This window comes from Blastococcus sp. SYSU D00868 (assembly GCF_054050575.1).
Genome location: NZ_JBJGZO010000003.1, coordinates 34,643 through 52,141 on the forward strand (window position 1 = coordinate 34,643; position 17,499 = coordinate 52,141).

Here is a 17,499-nt window from a genome sequence, read left to right on the forward strand (position 1 = left end):
CCACCGCTCGCGCGCTCGCGGCGGGCCCCGGCAGCGGGGCCGACGTCCCTCAGGCCTGGTCGGGGCGCTCCACCGGCTGGGCGACCGGGTCGGCCGCGGCCGGCTCGGCCACCGGCGCGGTGCCCTGCTCGATCGCCCCGGCGGCGGAGGTGCCGGTGACCGCGGCGGGGCCGCCACCCATCGAGGCGCGGATCTGGTCGAGGCGGGAGGCGCCGGCGACGTCGAGGGTCGCCTTCTGCACCTCGAGCATCCGGCCCTCGACCGAGGTCTGCGCGAGCTCGGCCTGGCCCAGGGCGTTGGCGTAGCGACGCTCGATCTTGTCGCGGACCTCGCCCAGGCTCGGGGTGTTGCCCGGCGCCGAGAGCTCGTTGACCTGCCGCAGCGAGTCGGCCACGTGCTCCTGCATCTTGGCCTGCTCGAGCTGGCTCATCAGCTTGGTGCGCTCGGCCAGCGTGGTCTGCAGCCGCATCCGGCTCTGCTCGACCGCCCCGCGGGCCTGCTCGGCGGCCTGCAGCGCCTCGTCGTGGCTGCGCTTGAGGTCCTCCATCGCCTGCTCGGCGGCGACCAGCTGGGTGGCGAACGCCTGCGCGGCCTGCTCGTACTCGGCGGCCTTGGCCGCGTCGCCCTTGGCCCGGGTCTGGTCGGACAGCACGAGCGCCTGGCGGGCGGAGGCCTGCAACTTCTCGACCTCGCCGAGCTGCCGGTTCAGCCGCATCTCCAGCTGCCGCTGGTTGCCCAGCACCGCGGCGGCCTGGTTGGCCAGCGCCTGGTGCCGCTGCTGCTCGGCCTCGATGGCCTGCGCGATCTGGATCTTCGGGTCGGCCTTCTCGTCGATCTTCGCGTTGGCCGACGCCGTCAGGTACTTCCACAGCTTCACGAACGGGTTGGGCATGGATCCTCCGCTGTCTGTCGCCGGCAGCCCCGCGCTGAGCCCCCGCTGGGCCCCGGCGGACGTCGTCGCCGTCATCGTCCCAGGTGCGCGCGCACCGTAGCCACCAGAGGCCCCGCGCCGGGGTCGCCGCTACGCTCGCCCGGTGGTCGAGGGCGTGCCCGAGCTGACCGTGCTCGGTGAGCTGGTGGTCGATCTGCTGCCCGATGCGGAGGCCGGGGCCGGCCCGTACGGCACCGCGCCACGCTACGTCGCCGCTCCGGGCGGCAACGCGCTCAACGTCGCCGTCGCGGCCGGCCGGCTGGGCGCGCCCGTCACGCTGCTGGCCCGGCTGGGCACCGGCCCGCTGGCCGAGCCGCTGCGCCGGCACGCCGCGCAGTCCGGCGTCGACGTCGGCCGCTTCGTCGCCGCGACCGAGCCGGTCAGCCTCGCCGTGGTCGGGCTGGGCCCGGACGGGTCGGCCGACTACGGCTTCTCCGTCGCCGGCGCCGCCGACTGGCAGTGGACCGACGAGGAGCTGGCCGCCGCGCTGCCTGACACGACGGCGATCCTGCACGTCGGCTCGATCTCCAGCTGGACGCCGCCCGGCTGCGAGGCGATCGCCCGCCTCGTCGAGCGGGTGAGCGGCCGGGTGCTGGTCAGCGTCGACCCCAACATCCGCCCGATGCTCGCCGAGGGCCCGGTCGGTGCGTCCCTGGGCAACGACCCGGACGCCGTCCGGCGGCGGCTGCAGCGGCTGCTGGCGCACGCCGACCTGGTGAAGGTCAGCGCCGAGGACTTCGCCTGGCTGCACCCCGACGTCGACGACCTCGACCGGGCCACCGCCGCCTGGGCCGAGCACGGCCCGGCGCTGGTGGTGATGACCGACGGCGGGCAGCCGCTGCGGGTCGCGCGGCCGGGACGGTCGCTGCTGCGCCGGGAGATCCCGCGGGTGGACGTGGTCGACACCGTGGGCGCCGGGGACTCGCTGGCCGCCGGCCTCTTCGCCGGCCTGCTGCGCCGCGGGCTGGCGACGCGCGCCGCGCTCACCGCGCTCTCCGACGACGACCTGCTCGAGGTCGTGGACGAGGCGGCGCTGGTCGCCGCGCTCAACTGCACGCGGGCGGGCGCCGACCCGCCGACCCGCGCCGAGGTCGACGCGGCCCGCGGCTGACCCGCCCCGCCCCCGGGGCGGGCCGGCCGCCGGCCTCGTCCGCCGGTCGGCCCCTAGGCCGCGCCGGCCCGGGTGGCGCCGCCGCCAGAGGTGCCACCGGAGGTGCCGCCGGAGGTGCCGCCGCCGACGGTCTGCCCGCTGGCCTGCGCCTCCTGCACCTGCTCGACCCGGTCCTCCTGTGCCATCTCGGTGAGCCGGGCGCCGGCCTCGGCGTCCCGGGTGAGGTTCTCGCCGGTCTGCGGGTCGAACACGTGCACCTTGCGGGCGTCGAGCCAGAACTCCGCCTCCCGGCCCTCGCGGATCCGGCTGGTCGAGTCGATCGACACGATCGCCTGCGTGCGCAGCTCCTCGGAGTCCAGCTCCCGCGACAGGTCGCGCAGCTGGTTGCGGATCTGCTCCGGCGCGTCGTAGGGGATGTAGGCGAACTGCGAGTCGCCGAGCCACTCCGTGACGTCGACGCGGGCCCGGAAGATCGAGCCGTGCGGCCGCTTGGCCTCGTCGACCAGCGAGGCGTCCTCGAAGTACTCCGGCCGGATGCCGACCAGCAGCAGGTCGCCCTTGCCGCGGACCGCCGCCGCCCGCTTCTCGTCGAGCTCGATCGCCCCGAACGGGGTGGACAGCCGGTTGTCGCCCTCCAGCGAGGCCGGCAGGAAGTTCATCGGCGGCGAGCCGATGAAGCCGGCGACGAACAGGTTGACCGGCTGCTCGTAGAGCTCGCGCGGCGACGCGACCTGCTGGATGCGGCCCTTGCGCAGCACGCAGACCCGGTCGCCCAGCGTCATCGCCTCGGTCTGGTCGTGGGTGACGTAGACCGTGGTGATCCCCAGCCGCCGCTGCAGCCGGGAGATCTCCGTGCGCATCTGGCCGCGCAGCTTGGCGTCGAGGTTGGACAGCGGCTCGTCGAAGAGGAACGCCTCGGCCTGCCGGACGATCGCCCGCCCCATCGCGACGCGCTGCCGCTGGCCACCGGAGAGGTTGGCCGGCTTGCGCTCCAGGTGGTCCTTGAGTTCGAGGACGTCGGCGGCCTCGGCGACGCGACGGCGGACCTCGTCGTCCGGCGTCTTGGACAGCCGCAGCGGGAACGCGATGTTCTCGAACACCGTCAGGTGCGGGTACAGCGCGTAGTTCTGGAACACCATCGACAGGTTCCGCTCGCGCGGTGCCAGGTCATTGACCCGCTTGCCGCCGATCATCATGTCGCCGCTGGTGATGTCCTCGAGGCCGACGATCATCCGGAGCAGCGTCGACTTCCCGCAGCCGGACGGGCCGACCAGGATCATGAACTCGCCGTCGGCGATGTCCAGGCTGACGTCGTTGACCGCCGGGAACCCGTCGCCGTACTGCTTGACGATGTTGCGCATCTCGATGGAGGCCATCAGTTCTCGTCCCCTCGGGAGGTCGGTGGGGTGCAGGGCTGGGGGGTGAGGGACACGGCGCGCGTCACCCCTTGACCGCGCCGTTGGTGAGCCCGGCGACGATGCGCCGCTGGAAGAGCAGGACCAGGACGACGACCGGGATGGTGACGATGACCGCGGCCGCGGCGATCGCACCGGTCGGGTCCTCGAACTGCGAGGCGCCGGAGAACAGGCCCAGCGCCGCGGGCACCGGCCGGGCCGCGTCGGTCGAGGTCAGCGAGATGCCGTAGACGAAGTCGTTCCAGGCGATGAAGAAGGCGATGATCGCCGTGGTGAACACGCCCGGCGCGGCCAGCGGCACGATGACCTTCCGGAACGCCTGCCAGGTGGTGGCGCCGTCGACCTGGGCCGCCTGCTCCATCTCCCACGGGATCTCGCGGAAGAACGCCGACATGGTCCAGATGGAGATGGGCAGGGTCAGCGAGAGGTACGGGATGATCAGCCCGATCCAGGTGTCGTAGAGCCCGATCTGCCGCCAGACGTTGAACAGCGGAGTGACGATCGAGATGACCGGGAAGATCGCCACCACGAGTGCGGTCGACAGGATCAGCTTCTTGCCGGGGAAGTCCAGCCGCGCGATCGCGTAGGCGGCGAACATCGACAGCAGGCACGAGATCGCCGTGGCGATCAGGCAGATGCCGAAGCTGTTCCGCAGCGCCGGCAGGAACAGGTCGCTCGCGTCACCGGTGAGGATCTGGCTGTAGTTCTCCCAGCTGGGGTCCGACGGGAGGAACTGCCCGTTGGCCAGGTCGGACGGCGCCTTGAAGGAGACGGAGACGATCCAGGCGATCGGGAACAGGCAGTAGACGATGATCGCGATCCCGCCGACGATCCACCACGTTCTCTCTCTGCGGGACATCACTCACCCCTCGCCTGGGACAGGTCGACCTTGAAGCCCTTGATGAAGCTGAGGGCGAGCAGCACCACGCAGATGAACAGCAGCACCGAGACCGCCGAGCCCAGCCCGATCTCCAGGCGGGAGATCGTCTGCCGGTAGGCCAGGAATGACACCGACTCGGTGTTGTTGGCCCCGGCGGTCATGATGAAGATGCTGTCGAAGACACGGAACGCGTCCAGGGTGCGGAACAGCAGGGCGACCATGATCGCCGCCTTCATGTTCGGCAGGGTCACCCGCCACAACCGTTGCCACCACGTCGCGCCGTCGACCTTCGCCGCCTCCTGCAGCACCTCCGGGACCTGTGCCAGGCCGGCGAGCAGCAGCAGCGAGATGAACGGCGTCGTCTTCCAGATCTCGGCCAGGCAGATGACGAACAGCGAGGAGCCGGTGCTGCCGAACCAGTCCGTGTCACCGGAGACCCCGGGTATCCAGGCGAACCAGCTGTTGACGAACCCGGTGTCGATGTCGAAGGCGAACTGCCAGGCGAACGCCGACACGACGGTGATGACCGCGTACGGGATGAGGATCGCGGCCCGCACGACCGGCCGCAGGGACCGCAGCATCTTCGCCATGACCATGGCCAGGGCGAAGCCGAGGATGAGCTCCACCAGGACCGTGATCACCGTGATGAGCAGCGTGACGCCCAGCGCCGTCCACCACAGCGAGTCGCTGAGGACGACCCAGTAGTTGGACAGGCCGTTGAACGCCTTGTTGTCGGGGTCGGTGAGCCGGTACTGGAACAGCGAGTCGTAGACCGCCTGCAGGATCGGGTAGGCGGTCACGGCCAGCATCACGAAGAACGCCGGGCCGGCCAGCATCCAGCCGAGCTTGCGCTCGGCCCGCGACCGGTCGCTCAGCGCCCCGCGCGGTGCCGAGACGGGTGGTGTCTTCTCGACCGGGGGGAGCGTCGTCTGGGTCATAGCAGCTGGTCTCCTGCCAGGACGGATTCGATGAGTTCGGTGGCCGTGTCCGGCGTCGACTGCGGGTCCACCGAGGACGGAGCGTGGTACTCCCGCTGCAGCCCGCCGGAGACCTCGCTGTAGTACGGCGTCTGCGGCCGCGGCGCCGCCAGCTCGAGCGAGTCCCGGATCGTGTCGGCCATCGGGTAGGCCTCCTGCACCTCGGGGTCGTCGTACACGGCGATGCTCGAGGCCGGGTTGCCGTTGGTGATCATGTACTCGGCCTGGTTCTCGTCCGAGACGATGCACTCGGCCGCCTGGTAGGCCAGGTCGACGTTCTCGCTGTAGGCCCCGATGCCGAGGTTGATGCCGCCGTAGGGCGGGGCCTGCTCGGTGTCGGCGTCCACCCGCGGGTAGAACGTCCAGCGGTAGTCCTCCGGGACCGACGCGTCGAGCGTCCCGGCCTCCACCGCGGACTGCGCCCGCGCGTAGACGAACGGCCAGTTGACCATGAAGCCACCGCGGTCGCTCTCGAAGCCGGTGGCCGAGGCGTCCTCGTTCTCCGTGGAGAACGCGGCGCTGACCTGGCCGGAGTCGGCGACGGCCCGCATCACCTCGGCACCGCGGCGCCCCTCGTCGGAGGTGAGGCCGAGCTGGATCTGCTCGGGGTCGTCGGAGTTCTCCGCGATGATCGAGCCGCCGGCCGAGGCGATGAGGGCGTTGAGCCACACCGTCAGCGACTCGGCGCGGATGCCCTGGGCGCCGATGAGCACGTCTTGGCTCTGGGCCGCCGCGATGATGTCGTCCCAGGTCCAGGTGTCCGCGGCGTCGGTGTCGAGGCCGGCGGCCTCGGCGACGGACGCCCGGTACCAGAGCAGCTGGGTGTTGGCCCAGAACGGCACCGTGACCAGCTCGTCGTTCCAGGTGGACCCCTGGATCGCGCTCTCGACGACCCCCTCGGTGACCCGCTCGGCGAGGTCCTCCGGGACGGGGGCGAGGAAGCCCGCCTCGGCGAACTCCGGGATGAACGGCGGGTCGAGGCTCATGATGTCGATCGAGGAGTCCTCGGCCGCCAGGCGCCGGACCAGCTGCTCGCGCTGGCCGGCCGCTTGGCGCGGCAGCACCTCGGTGCTGATCTCGTAGGCCCCGCCGGACTCCGCGGAGCAGCGCTCCGCGATGGCGGCCTGGCCGCCGGAGTCGGGGTTCGTGTACCAGATCAGTGTCGGCGGGCCTCCCTCGTCGCCGCCGCACGCCGCGAGCGTGGAGGCCAGCACCAGTGCCGCCGCACCGCCGCCCAGCCGTCTCCGTGTCCCCTTGGGCATCCCCACATCGCCTCCATCTCGGCGAGCTGCGTCGATCACCGTCCTCGTACCGTGGCCCCGCTCACAAGAGGGCGCAAGTCGGTCGACACCGGCTCGTGATCGGCACAAGGCCGGAGGTCAGGGGCGGTTGACGATGACCGACGGCGTCGTCAGCTCCTCCGGCATCCGCGGCAGCACGGTGCTGTAGTACGACCGCGCCGCCCGGGTGGTGCCGACGTCGCGGCCGGCGCGCTCGGACAGGAACCAGCGGTGCTCCAGCACCTCGTGGAAGACCTCGGCCGGCGCGAGCCGGCCGGCCAGCTCGGGCGGCAGCGCGTCGACGACGGGCTGGTAGACCTCGACCAGCCAGCGGTACGCGGCGACGGTCTCCGGCACCGGCCCGCCGGTCTTCTGCTCCAGCCAGGCGCGGTAGGCGCGCAGGTCGTTGAGCAGCCGCCGCGCCTGGCGCTCCTGCACCTCCAGGCCGGTGAGGCGGAACAGCTCCCGGCGGTTGCCACCCGGCTCGGCGACCCGCGTCTCCACCCGCAGCCGGACGCCGCCGTCCGGGCCGTCGACCAGCTCCACCTCGCCGACGTCGAAGCCGAGGTCGTTGAGCCGCTGGAGGCGCTCGGCGACGCGGTAGCGCTGGTCGTCGCGGTGGAAGACCTCCTCGTGGGTCACCTCGTCCCACAGCGCGGCGTAGCGGCGGGGCAGGTCGTCGGCGACCTCGATCGGGTCGATGCCGTCGGGCAGCAGGCCCCCGGCCTGCAGGTCCATGAGCTCGGCCCCGACGCGCTCGCGGGCGAGCTCCACGTCGTAGAGCCGGCGGCCGGCGGAGAGGCTGGGGTGCCGGTCGGCGGTCTCCGCGTCGACCAGGTAGGCCGCGAGCGTCCCGGCGTCGAGCCGGAACAGCGTGTTGGACAGCGAGCAGTCGCCCCAGAAGATGCCCGCCAGGTGCAGCCGGACCAGCAGCACGACCATCGTGTCCAGCAGCTGCTCGGCGGAGTGGTCCCCGGCGGGCCGGGAGAACAGGTACCGGTAGGACATCGAGTACTCGAGGTAGCGGGTGACCAGGATGGCCTGCTGGTCGTGGGGCCGGTCCACGCAGATGCCGAGCACCGAGACGGAGGGCAGCCCCTCCTCCTCGAACTCGCCCAGCAGCGCGTACTCGTGCCGGGCCAGCGGCTCGGCGATCTCCTTGAGCGCGTAGACCCGGCCCTCGGCGGCGACGAAGCGGACGACGTGCCGCGAGATGCCCCGCTGCGGGACGTCGAGCGTCAGCTCGGGGTCCCACTCCTCCAGCGGCTGGTGCCAGGGCAGGGCGAGCAGGGCCGCGCCGTCCGTGGCCGGGGGTCGGAAGAGGTACCGCAACGCGTGCTCCGCAGGGCCGGCGCGCCGTGCCGCTCCGTTGCGCACGGCGATGCCCCACCTTGGCACGGCGACCGCCCGGCCGCCTCCCCCCGGCCCCCGGGCGGCCGGTCAGCCGGCCGGCGCCTCGGCGGTCCCGAGGACGGCGACCAGCCGGCGGGCCTGCCGGCGGCGGGCCGGCGGGTCGGCCGGCTGGAGCGCGAGCCCGAGCAGCCAGCGGCCGGCCGCCTCGGCGCCGTCCGCGTCCGCCCGCAGCACCTCCGCCAGCAGGGCGGTCATCTCGGCCCACCGCTGCGGGTCGGCGCCCAGCAGCGCGACCAGCGGGCCGGGGTCGGTGCCGGCCAGGGTGCGCAGCACCGGGTGCTCGGCGACCGCGTCGGCGAGCAGCACCAGCGCCTCGACCGGGGGCAGCGCGGCGGCCTCGTCCGCGAGGGCGCCCAGCTCGGCCGCCAGCAGGGCGCGGACGACGTCGTCCTTGGTGCGGAAGTGGTTGTACAGCGTCGCCTTCGCCACCCCGGCGGCCGCGGCGATCGCCTGCATCGTGGTGTCGCGCAGGCCGGTCGCGGCGAACGCCGTGGCCGCGCCGCGCAGCAGGCCGGCGCGGGTGCGGCTCATGCCCGCCCGCGGGCCCGGCGCGGGGGTCACCCGGTCACGCGGCGAGCGAGACCGCCTCGCCGCGGCGCAGGGCCGCGCGGGCCGGCGCGCCCTGGCCGGCCCCGACCAGCGCCAGCGCCGGCTCGGCGGCCGGGGCCTCGGCGGGCCGGTCGGCCTCTGGGGTGGGGCGGGCGCCCGCGGCGGCGGGCGGCACGGGGCGCAGGCCGCCGTCGGCGCCGCGCAGCTCGAGACTCACCTCGGCCAGCAGGTCGGCGAGCTCCAGGTCGAGGGCGTCGCAGATGGAGGCGAGCAGCTCGGAGGAGGCCTCCTTCTGGCCGCGCTCGACCTCGGAGAGGTAGCCCAGGCTGACGCGGGCGGCACCGGAGACGTCGCGCAGCGTGCGCCGCTGCCGCAGCCGGTGCCCGCGCAGGGTGGTCCCCAGCTGGGTGCGCAACAGCGTCATGGCCGTCTCCTGTCCTGCCTGTGCGGAAGCGGCGGCGCCCCTCGGGGCGCCGTGCGCTCACGGTACGCGGCGGCCTGGACCGGAGCCCGCCGATCCCCACCGCGTCCGCTCATGGCGTAACGCCGAGGTGGGGCCCGCCCTTCCCGGCGGCGCCCGCGATCAGGCGGCGGTGTCGGTGCGCTCGCCGGGCTCGCCGGCGGCCGCGGCCCGGCGCTCGGCAGCCGCCCGCATCGCGCGGGCACTGGTCCGGCGCAGCGTGAGCGCGCGGACGACGTAGTCGAAGCCCGTCACCAGGGTGAGGACCAGCGCCGCGGCCATCACCCACCAGCGGGCCGAGGCCAGCACGCCGGTCAGCGGGAGGATGTACAGCCCGATGGCCAGCGCCTGGACGACGGTCTTGGCCTTGCCGCCGCGGCTGGCCGCGATCACGCCGTGCCGGATCACCCAGAACCGCAGCAGGGTCACCCCGACCTCGCGGACCAGGATCGCGACGGTCACCCACCACGGCAGCAGTGCGAGGACCGACAGGCCGATCAGCGCGGTCCCGGTGAGCGCCTTGTCGGCGATCGGGTCGGCGAGCTTGCCGAACTCGGTCACCTGGCCGGTCCGCCGCGCGATCAGGCCGTCGTAGCGGTCGGTGATGATCGCGGCCCCGAAGAAGACGGTCGCCCACAGCCGCTGCGTGTCGTCGAGCCCGTCGTCGGTCAGCAGCAGCACCGCGAAGACCGGCACCACGGCCAGCCGCAGCACCGTGAGCGCGTTGGGCAGGTTGACCAGCCGCACCGACTGGACCGGAGTGGCGGCCGGGTCGGGGGCGACGTCGCTCACGGCGCTCAGCGTCCCGCCTCGGCGAGGGCGGGCACCACCGCGGCGGCGACCAGGTCGACGCCCTCGGTGCCGACGACCTCGGCGGGCACGACCCGGCCGGCGACGGCGCCGGCGGGCACGCCGGTGACCGTCGTCGTCCCGTCGGCCTCCGGGTCCTGGTGCGCGGCGTGGCCGAGCCAGACCCCGGGGCCGTCGGTGGCGGAGAGGTCCTCGGTGAGCAGCACCTCCACCCGCTCGCCGAGGCGGTCCTCGGCGCGCTGCGCGGTCAGCTCCTCGACGAGGTCGGTGATCCGCCGGACGCGGGCGTCGATCTCGTGCTGCTCGAGCTTCCCGGGCAGCCCGACGGCCTCGGTGCCCTCCTCGTCGGAGTAGCCGAAGACGCCGACCGCGTCCAGGCGCGCCTCGACGAGGAAGCGCTCGAGCTCGGCGACGTCGTCCTCGGTCTCGCCCGGGAAGCCGAGGATGACGTTGGTGCGGAAGCCCGCCGTCGGCGCCAGCTCACGGGCCCGCTCGACCAGCCGCAGGAAGTCCTCGGTCCCGCCGAAGCGCCGCATGCGGCGCAGCAGGGACGGCGACGAGTGCTGGAACGAGAGGTCGAAGTACGGCGCGACGCCGTCGGTCCCGGCGATGACTTCGACCAGGCCGGGCCGCAGCTCGGCCGGCTGCAGGTAGGCCACCCGGATCCGGGCGATCCCCTCGATCGCGGCGACCTGCGGCAGCAGCTCCTCCAGGAGGCGCAGGTCGCCGAGGTCCTTGCCGTAGGAGGTGTTGTTCTCGCTGACCAGCACGAGCTCGGTGACGCCCTGGCCGGCCAGCCAGCGGGCCTCGTCGAGGACCTCGGCCGGCGGGCGGGAGACGAACGCGCCGCGGAAGGCCGGGATGGCGCAGAAGGCGCAGCGGCGGTCGCAGCCCGACGCGAGCTTCAGCGCGGCCGAGGGGCCGGACGTCAACCGCTTGCGCTGCAGCCAGGCGTGGCCGGGGATCGCCGGCGCGTCCGCCGCCGCCACCGCGGCGGTGCGGTCCACGGGACTGATCGGCAGCAGCGTCCGCCGGTCCCGCGGCGTGTGCGGCACCAGCGGGCGGCCGGCGAGCACGTCGTCGAGCCGGTCGCCGATGGCCGCGTAGTCGTCGAAGCCCAGGACGGTGGCCTCGGGCAGCGCGCCGGCGAGCTCGGAGCCGTAGCGCTCGGCCATGCAGCCGACGGCGATGACCTCGGCGCCGGAGTCGGTGGCGGCGAGGATCGCGTCGACCGAGTCCTTCTTGGCCGACTCGATGAAGCCGCAGGTGTTCACGAGGACGGCGTCGGCGCCGTCGGCGTCGTCGACGAGCCGGTAGCCGTCGGCGGCCAGCCGGCCGGCGAGTTCCTCGGAGTCGACCTCGTTGCGGGCGCAACCGAGGGTCACCACCGCCACCGTGCGGGCAGGGTCGGGCGGAGGCGTCACCGGGCCATCGTAGTCGCCGCCCGCACGCCCGTCGGGCGACGGAGGGTGACGCCCGCCCCTCCGCTCAGCCCTCCGCTCCCCCGCCGTTGCGCAGGAGGAACAGCGTGCCCTCGAGCTCGTCGGGCTTGACCAGCACGTCGCGCGCCTTGGAGCCCTCGGACGGCCCCACGATGCCGCGGGTCTCCATGAGGTCCATGAGCCGGCCGGCCTTGGCGAAGCCGACCCGCAGCTTGCGCTGCAGCATCGACGTCGAGCCGAACTGGCTGGTGACCACGAGCTCGACGGCCTGGACCAGCAGCTCCAGGTCGCCGCCGATGTCCTCGTCGATCTCCTTCTTCTCGCCGGCCGCGGCGGTGAAGACCTCCTCGCGGTACTCCGGCTCGGCCTGGCGCTTGGTGAACTCGACGACCGCCTCGATCTCGGCGTCGGAGACGTAGGCGCCCTGCACGCGCACCGGCTTGCCCGCGCCGATGGGCATGAACAGGGCGTCGCCCATGCCGATCAGCTTCTCCGCGCCCGGCTGGTCGAGGATGACCCGGCTGTCGGTCTGGCTGGAGGTGGAGAACGCCAGCCGCGAGGGCACGTTGGCCTTGATCAGACCGGTGACGACGTCGACCGAGGGCCGCTGCGTGGCGAGCACCAGGTGGATGCCGGCGGCACGCGCCTTCTGCGTGATGCGGACGATCGACTCCTCGACGTCGCGCGGGGCGACCATCATCAGGTCGGCCAGCTCGTCGACGATCGCCAGGATGTAGGGGTAGGGCCGGTAGACGCGCTCGCTGCCGGGCGGGGCGGTGATCTCCCCCCGCTCGACCTTGCGGTTGAAGTCGTCGATGTGCCGGACGCCGGAGGCCCGCATGTCCTGGTAGCGCTGCTCCATCTCCTCGACCAGCCAGGCCAGCGCGGTCGCGGCCTTCTTGGGGTCGGTGATGATCGGCGTGATCAGGTGCGGGATGCCGTCGTAGGGCGTCAGCTCGACCATCTTGGGGTCGACCAGGATCATCCGGAGCTGGTCCGGCGAGGCGCGCAGCAGCAGCGAGGTCAGCAGCGAGTTGATGCAGCTGGACTTGCCGGCGCCGGTGGCGCCGGCGACCAGCAGGTGCGGCATCTTCGCCAGGTTGGCGCAGACGAAGCCGCCCTCGATGTCCTTGCCGAGGCCGACCAGCATCGGGTGCGGGTCCTGCTTGGCGGCGTTGGAGCGCATGACGTCGCCGAGGCTGACGGTCTCGCGGTCGGTGTTGGGCACCTCGATGCCGACGGCCGACTTGCCCGGGATGGGCGCGAGGATCCGGATGTTGTCGTTGGCGACGGCGTAGGCCAGGTTGCGGGTCAGCGCGGTGATCTTCTCGACCTTGACCGCCGGCCCGAGCTCGACCTCGTAGCGGGTGACCGTCGGGCCGCGGGTGAAGCCGGTGACGGCGGCGTCGATGTTGAACTGCTCGAGCACGCCGGCGATGGCCTCGATGGCGGCGTCGTTGGCCTGCGAGCGGGCCCGCGGCGGCGTGCCGGGCCGCAGCAGCGACAGCGAGGGCAGCGCGTAGTCGCCCTCCACCGGCTCGATGACCAGCTGCTGCGCCTCCTCGATGGGCGGCAGGTCCTCCGGCGGCGCGGTGCGGTCGACCACCTTGGGCCGCGCGACCGGCGCGGGCACCGGCGGGAGCGGCGGCAGCGTCGTGTGCTCCGGCTCGGTGGTGCGGGTGGCCTCCGGCGCCTCGGCGTAGGCGCCGTGGTCGATGGGGCCGGTGGTCAGCAGGTCCTCGGCGAGCGCGGCCTTGCGGCCGCGGCGGCGCGGCGGCTCGGCCTCGGCCGCCTCGTCCTCGTCGTGGTCCTCCTCGTCGTCCCAGTCCTCGTCCTCGTCGTAGTCCTCGCGGCCCAGGACCCGGTCCAGCCAGCCGCGCAGCCGCTCGGGCACCTGGTGGACCGGGGTGGCGGTGATGACCAGCAGCCCGAAGACGGCGAGCAGCACGAGCAGGACGACGGCGACGACGCGGCCCACGCCGGCGGCCAGCGGCGTCCCGATGGCCCAGCCGAGCAGGCCGCCCGAGCCGGGGTCGGTCGCCGCCATGTCGGCGTCCAGCGCGACGACGTGCGCGATGCCGACGACGGAGAACAGCGCGCAGGCCCAGCCGATGAGCAGCCGGCCGCGGGCCTCGGGCCGGGGCCCGCGGCGCAGCAGCCGCCACGCGGCGAGGAGCAGGACGACGGGCAGGACCAGCACGAGCACGCCGACGAGGAACGAGACGCCGTCGGCCAGCCCGGTGCCCACCGGGCCGATGCCGTCGCTCCACGCCGCCGCCCCCAGGACGACGGCGAGGCCCAGCACGGCCAGGCCGACGCCGTCGCGGCGGTGCTCGGGGGCCAGCGGCTCGGTCTCCTCCGGGCGGGCGACCGAGCGGGCCAGGCCGCCGGCGCCGCGGGCCAGCAGCGACCAGCCGCCGCTGACCACGCGCCACATCGAGGCGGCCGCGCCCGGGCCCGACGACTGCCGGGCCGGGGGCTTGCGGGCGGTGGTCGTGCGGGCAGCCGGCTTGCGGCCTCCCTTGGCCGGCGGCCGCTTGCGGCTCGCCGTGGACCCCGACCGGCCGCGGGCAGAACCCCGACCGGCCGCGGGGCGGGTCGTCGTTCCGCGCGCAGGCATGTGTCAGACGGTAAGCCCGCGGGCTGCCCGGTCCGGGCAGGCGGACGGACGTGTCCCCCGCATACGGTCGGCCCATGACGCACGCCGCACCGGTCCCGCACGGCAGCTGGCCCACCCCGATCACCTCGGCGCTCGTGGTCCGGGCAGCCGCGCGGCTGGGCGAGGTCGTCGTCGACGGCGAGGACGTGTGGTGGGCGGAGTCACGCCCGCAGGAGGCCGGCCGCTCGGCCGTGGTCCGCCGCTCCCCCGACGGCACCGTCACCGACGTGCTGCCGCCGCCGTGGAACGCCCGGACCCGCGTGCACGAGTACGGCGGCGGGGCGTGGACGGTCGCCGACGGCGTCCTGTGGTTCACCGAGTTCGCCGACCAGCGGCTGTACCGGCTGGCCCCGGGCGACGCGCAGCCGGTCGCGGTCACGCCCGAGCCGGCGATCCCGTCCGGGGTGCGGTTCGCCGACCTGCGCGTCGTCCCCGGCGGGGTGCTCGCCGTCCGGGAGACCCACGCGCCGTCGGGCGCCGCGGCCGACGTCGTGAACGAGGTCGTGCGGGTCGCCGACGACGGCACGGTCGAGGAGCTGGTCACCGGCCCGGACTTCGTCTCCGACCCGCGGCCGGGGCCGGGCGGCTCGCTCGCGTGGCTGCAGTGGGACCACCCGATGATGCCGTGGGACGCCGCGCAGCTCGTCGTCCGCTCCGCCGAGGGCGAGGTGGTCGTCGCCGGCGGTCCCGGCGAGTCGGTGGTGCAGCCGGTGTGGGAGCCCGACGGGTCGCTGCTGTTCTTCTGCGACCGCTCCGACCACTGGTCGCTGTACCGCCGCCGGCCCGGCGGCGCGGTGGAGGAGGTGCTCGACCTGGGGACGGACCTGGCCGGGCCGCAGTGGCAGTTCGGCGCGAGCCGGCTGGCGCTGCTGCCCGGGGGTCGGCTGGTCGTCCCCGTCGGCGGGGAGGGCGGCGAGCGGCTGACCGTCCGGGAGCCGTCCGGGGAGCTCCGCGCGCTGGACACCCCCGGGTCCGTCGTCTTCCGCTCGCTGACCGCCGACGGCGAGGCGGTGGTGTGCGGGGCGGGCGGGCCGGCGGCGGAACCGGTGGTGCTGCGGGTGCCGGTGGACGGCGGCGCGGCCGAGGTGCTGCGGCCGGCCCGCGACCTCGGCCTGGACCCGGCCTGGTTCTCCCGGCCCGAGCGCGTCTCCTTCCCGACCCCGGACGGCGGCACCGGCATCGGCACGGCCCACGCGCTGGTCTACCCGCCGACCAACCCCGACGTCCGGGCCCCCGAGGGCGAGCTGCCGCCGCTGCTGGTCGTGGTGCACGGCGGGCCGACGGCGGCGGCGCTGCCGGTGCTCAACGTCGAGGTGCAGTACTGGACCTCGCGTGGGTTCTGCGTGGCCGACGTCGACTACCGCGGCTCGGCCGGCTACGGGCGGCGCTACCGCGACGCGCTGCAGGGCCGCTGGGGCGTGGTCGACCTCGACGACGTCATCGCCTGCGCCCGGCACCTGGCATCGGAGGAACGCGCAACCGCGTGCCGGGTGGACCCGGCGCGGATGGCGATCCGCGGCGGCTCGGCGGGCGGGTTCACCACGCTGGCCGCGCTGGCGATGCGGCCGGGCACGTTCACCGCCGGGGCCAGCCACTTCGGCGTCGCCGACCTGGGGGCGCTGGCGCGGGACACGCACAAGTTCGAGTCCCGCTACCTCGACGGGCTGGTCGCGCCGTGGCCCGAGCGCGCCGACGTGTACGAGGAGCGGTCCCCGCTGACGCACGTCGGCACGCTCGACACCCCGCTGGCGGTGTTCCAGGGCGAGGAGGACCGGGTCGTCCCGCTGGAGCAGGCCGAGTCGATCGTCGCGGCGCTGCGCGAGCGCGGCGTGCCGCACGCCTACCTGCTGTTCCCCGGGGAGCAGCACGGGTTCCGCCGGGCGGAGAACATCCGCGCCGCGCTGGACGGCGAGCTGTCCTTCTACGCCCAGGTGTGGGGCTTCGACCTCCCCGCCGGCGAGGACATCACCCCGATCGAGGTCGTCGGGGTCGCCGGGTGACGGTCTCCGTCACCCAGCGACTCCGATCAGGGGACACCGGGACGCGGGCACGGCGGGCATCCGGCACGATCACGACCAGAGACCGTGGTGGCCAGCGCGCCGCCGCCCGACCGAGGAGGAGCCCCGCGTGGCCCACAGCGCATCCACGACCCCGCCCGCCGGCGCCGAGGAGCCCTCGATCGGCGTCCTCGTGCAGAGCGCGATGGCCGACGTCTCCACGCTAATCCGCAGCGAGATCGAGCTGGCCAAGGCCGAGATGGGCAAGTCGGCGAAGAAGGCCGGGATCGGCGTCGGGGCGTTCGGCGCCGCCGGCGTGGTGCTCGCCTTCTCCGGCTTCTTCTTCTTCATCGCCCTGGCCGAGTTCATCACCTGGCTGGGGCTGGAGCGCTGGATCTCCTACCTGATCGTCTGGTTCCTGCTGGTGGTCGTCGCGGCCGCCGCCGCGCTGTTCGGCCGCCGGACCATGAAGAGGATCGACAAGCCGGAGCGGACGCTGGAGTCGCTCAAGGAGCTGCCGGAGGTCATGCACCGCGAGGCCCCGGGCCAGCGACGTCGCGACCTGCCGGTCATCTCCCCCGGCGGCCAGGTGACCAAGCGCGACCCCGACACCTACCTGGTCTGACCCGCGCGCGGTGACCCTCTCGACCGAGGAGCCACCCGACGCCACCAGCGTCCTGCTGCCCGGCCCGTGGACGCACCGGGACCTGTCGGCCAACGGCGTCCGGATGCACGTCGCCGAGGCCGGCGAGGGGCCGCTGGTGGTGCTGCTGCACGGCTTCCCGCAGTTCTGGTGGACCTGGCGCGCCCAGCTGCCCGCGCTGGCGGCGGCCGGCCTGCACGCCGTCGCCCCGGACCTGCGCGGGTACGGCGCCAGCGACAAGCCGCCGCGCGGCTACGACCTGCCCACCGCGGCCGCCGACGTCGCCGCGCTGGTCCGCGCGCTCGGCGAGCGGGACGCGGTGCTGGTCGGCCACGACTGGGGCGCGCTGGTCGCCTGGACCGTCGCCGCACTGCACCCGCGCAGCGTGCGCCGGCTCGTCGTCCTCTCCATGGCCCACCCGCGGCGGTTGCGCGCCGGGATGGCCGACCCGGCGCAGCGGCGGGCCTTCCGGTACTTCCTCGGTGCGCAGCTGCCACGGCTGCCCGAGCGGCGGCTGACCCGCGCGGACGACGACCCGGTCGCCGACCTGCTCCGCCGCTGGTCCGGGCCCGCCTGGACGTACACCGCCGGCTTCGCCGAGGCCGTGGACCGGTACCGCGCGGCGACGCGGATCCCGCAGGCGGCGTACGGCTCGATGGAGTACTTCCGGTGGGCCGGCCGCTCCCAGCTGCGGCCCGACGGGCTGCGCTATGCCCGGCGGATGTCCGCGCCGATCACCGCGCCCACCCTGCAGCTGCACGGCGACGCCGACACCTGCGTGCTGCCCGCGACCGCGGCCGGCTCGGGCCGCTACGTCGCCGGCCCCTACGAGCTGCGCACGCTGGCCGGGGTCGGCCACTTCCCGCAGGAGGAGGCGCCCGACGCGGTGACCGAGGCGCTCACCTCCTGGGCGACCTGACCCGCCGCCGGGC

Annotated in this window: 15 protein-coding genes; 4 read left to right on the forward strand and 11 right to left on the reverse strand. The window is 74.3% G+C overall.

The window, feature by feature from the left end:
* Window positions 1-49: 49 nt before the first annotated feature.
* Window positions 50-892, reverse strand: coding sequence for a PspA/IM30 family protein (locus ACI79F_RS03495; RefSeq protein ID WP_456547038.1), 843 nt, complete (start codon window positions 890-892; stop codon window positions 50-52).
* 142 nt (window positions 893-1,034) lie between these two features.
* Here ACI79F_RS03495 and ACI79F_RS03500 point away from each other — a divergent pair, with 142 nt between their 5' ends.
* Window positions 1,035-2,042 carry a carbohydrate kinase family protein gene (locus ACI79F_RS03500; RefSeq protein ID WP_456547037.1) on the forward strand — a complete coding sequence of 336 codons (1,008 nt, stop codon included), beginning with the start codon at window positions 1,035-1,037 and terminating at the stop codon, window positions 2,040-2,042.
* Window positions 2,043-2,095: 53 nt separating this feature from the next.
* On the opposite strand, the gene ACI79F_RS03505 is transcribed toward ACI79F_RS03500, so the two are convergent.
* The 10 genes from ACI79F_RS03505 to ACI79F_RS03550 form a co-directional block, all read right to left on the reverse strand.
* Window positions 2,096-3,418 (reverse strand): ABC transporter ATP-binding protein, encoded by a 1,323-nt coding sequence (locus ACI79F_RS03505; protein ID WP_456547036.1) that lies wholly within the window; start codon window positions 3,416-3,418, stop codon window positions 2,096-2,098.
* Window positions 3,419-3,482: 64 nt separating this feature from the next.
* Window positions 3,483-4,316, reverse strand: coding sequence for a carbohydrate ABC transporter permease (locus ACI79F_RS03510; protein ID WP_456547035.1), 834 nt, complete (start codon window positions 4,314-4,316; stop codon window positions 3,483-3,485).
* A complete protein-coding gene (locus tag ACI79F_RS03515; protein WP_456547034.1) occupies window positions 4,316-5,275 on the reverse strand; it encodes a carbohydrate ABC transporter permease in 960 nt (319 codons plus the stop codon). The genes ACI79F_RS03510 and ACI79F_RS03515 overlap by 1 nt, the downstream gene beginning before the upstream one ends.
* On the reverse strand, window positions 5,272-6,576 hold the full coding sequence (locus ACI79F_RS03520) for an extracellular solute-binding protein (protein ID WP_456547033.1): 1,305 nt from the start codon (window positions 6,574-6,576) through the stop codon (window positions 5,272-5,274). Before ACI79F_RS03520 ends, ACI79F_RS03515 begins: the two co-directional genes overlap by 4 nt.
* Window positions 6,577-6,693: 117 nt before the next feature.
* On the reverse strand, window positions 6,694-7,926 hold the full coding sequence (locus tag ACI79F_RS03525; RefSeq protein ID WP_456547032.1) for a DUF4032 domain-containing protein: 1,233 nt from the start codon (window positions 7,924-7,926) through the stop codon (window positions 6,694-6,696).
* A gap of 108 nt (window positions 7,927-8,034) precedes the next feature.
* Window positions 8,035-8,538 (reverse strand): TetR family transcriptional regulator, encoded by a 504-nt coding sequence (locus ACI79F_RS03530; protein WP_456547031.1) that lies wholly within the window; start codon window positions 8,536-8,538, stop codon window positions 8,035-8,037.
* A 34-nt stretch (window positions 8,539-8,572) separates the two neighbouring features.
* Window positions 8,573-8,980, reverse strand: a complete 408-nt coding sequence (locus tag ACI79F_RS03535; protein ID WP_456547030.1) for a helix-turn-helix domain-containing protein — start codon at window positions 8,978-8,980, stop codon at window positions 8,573-8,575.
* A 159-nt stretch (window positions 8,981-9,139) separates the two neighbouring features.
* A complete protein-coding gene (pgsA, locus tag ACI79F_RS03540) occupies window positions 9,140-9,808 on the reverse strand; it encodes a CDP-diacylglycerol--glycerol-3-phosphate 3-phosphatidyltransferase (RefSeq protein ID WP_456547029.1) in 669 nt (222 codons plus the stop codon).
* 5 nt (window positions 9,809-9,813) lie between these two features.
* Entirely contained in the window at window positions 9,814-11,250 is a 1,437-nt protein-coding gene (gene rimO, locus ACI79F_RS03545) for a 30S ribosomal protein S12 methylthiotransferase RimO (RefSeq protein ID WP_456547028.1), read from the reverse strand.
* 64 nt (window positions 11,251-11,314) lie between these two features.
* Window positions 11,315-13,888, reverse strand: coding sequence for a DNA translocase FtsK (locus ACI79F_RS03550; RefSeq protein ID WP_456547027.1), 2,574 nt, complete (start codon window positions 13,886-13,888; stop codon window positions 11,315-11,317).
* Window positions 13,889-13,962: 74 nt separating this feature from the next.
* Here ACI79F_RS03550 and ACI79F_RS03555 point away from each other — a divergent pair, with 74 nt between their 5' ends.
* The 3 genes from ACI79F_RS03555 (at window position 13,963) to ACI79F_RS03565 (ending at window position 17,486) form a co-directional block, all read left to right on the forward strand.
* On the forward strand, window positions 13,963-15,927 hold the full coding sequence (locus ACI79F_RS03555; RefSeq protein ID WP_456547026.1) for a prolyl oligopeptidase family serine peptidase: 1,965 nt from the start codon (window positions 13,963-13,965) through the stop codon (window positions 15,925-15,927).
* Between the two features lie 127 nt (window positions 15,928-16,054).
* Window positions 16,055-16,549, forward strand: coding sequence for a phage holin family protein (locus tag ACI79F_RS03560; protein WP_456544265.1), 495 nt, complete (start codon window positions 16,055-16,057; stop codon window positions 16,547-16,549).
* A 10-nt stretch (window positions 16,550-16,559) separates the two neighbouring features.
* Window positions 16,560-17,486 (forward strand): alpha/beta fold hydrolase, encoded by a 927-nt coding sequence (locus ACI79F_RS03565; RefSeq protein WP_456544264.1) that lies wholly within the window; start codon window positions 16,560-16,562, stop codon window positions 17,484-17,486.
* Window positions 17,487-17,499: the final 13 nt, after the last annotated feature.

What these genes read in the sequence shown, in the direction of transcription:
- ACI79F_RS03505 (WP_456547036.1), bottom strand. Translation starts at nt 3,418, where the DNA reads ATGGCCTCCATCGAGATGCGCAACATCGTCAAGCAGTACGGCGACGGG.
- ACI79F_RS03535 (WP_456547030.1), bottom strand. Translation starts at nt 8,980, where the DNA reads ATGACGCTGTTGCGCACCCAGCTGGGGACCACCCTGCGCGGGCACCGG.
- ACI79F_RS03530 (WP_456547031.1), bottom strand. Translation starts at nt 8,538, where the DNA reads ATGAGCCGCACCCGCGCCGGCCTGCTGCGCGGCGCGGCCACGGCGTTC.
- ACI79F_RS03555 (WP_456547026.1), top strand. Translation starts at nt 13,963, where the DNA reads ATGACGCACGCCGCACCGGTCCCGCACGGCAGCTGGCCCACCCCGATC.
- ACI79F_RS03550 (WP_456547027.1), bottom strand. Translation starts at nt 13,888, where the DNA reads ATGCCTGCGCGCGGAACGACGACCCGCCCCGCGGCCGGTCGGGGTTCT.
- ACI79F_RS03510 (WP_456547035.1), bottom strand. Translation starts at nt 4,316, where the DNA reads ATGTCCCGCAGAGAGAGAACGTGGTGGATCGTCGGCGGGATCGCGATC.
- ACI79F_RS03495 (WP_456547038.1), bottom strand. Translation starts at nt 892, where the DNA reads ATGCCCAACCCGTTCGTGAAGCTGTGGAAGTACCTGACGGCGTCGGCC.
- ACI79F_RS03515 (WP_456547034.1), bottom strand. Translation starts at nt 5,275, where the DNA reads ATGACCCAGACGACGCTCCCCCCGGTCGAGAAGACACCACCCGTCTCG.
- ACI79F_RS03520 (WP_456547033.1), bottom strand. Translation starts at nt 6,576, where the DNA reads ATGCCCAAGGGGACACGGAGACGGCTGGGCGGCGGTGCGGCGGCACTG.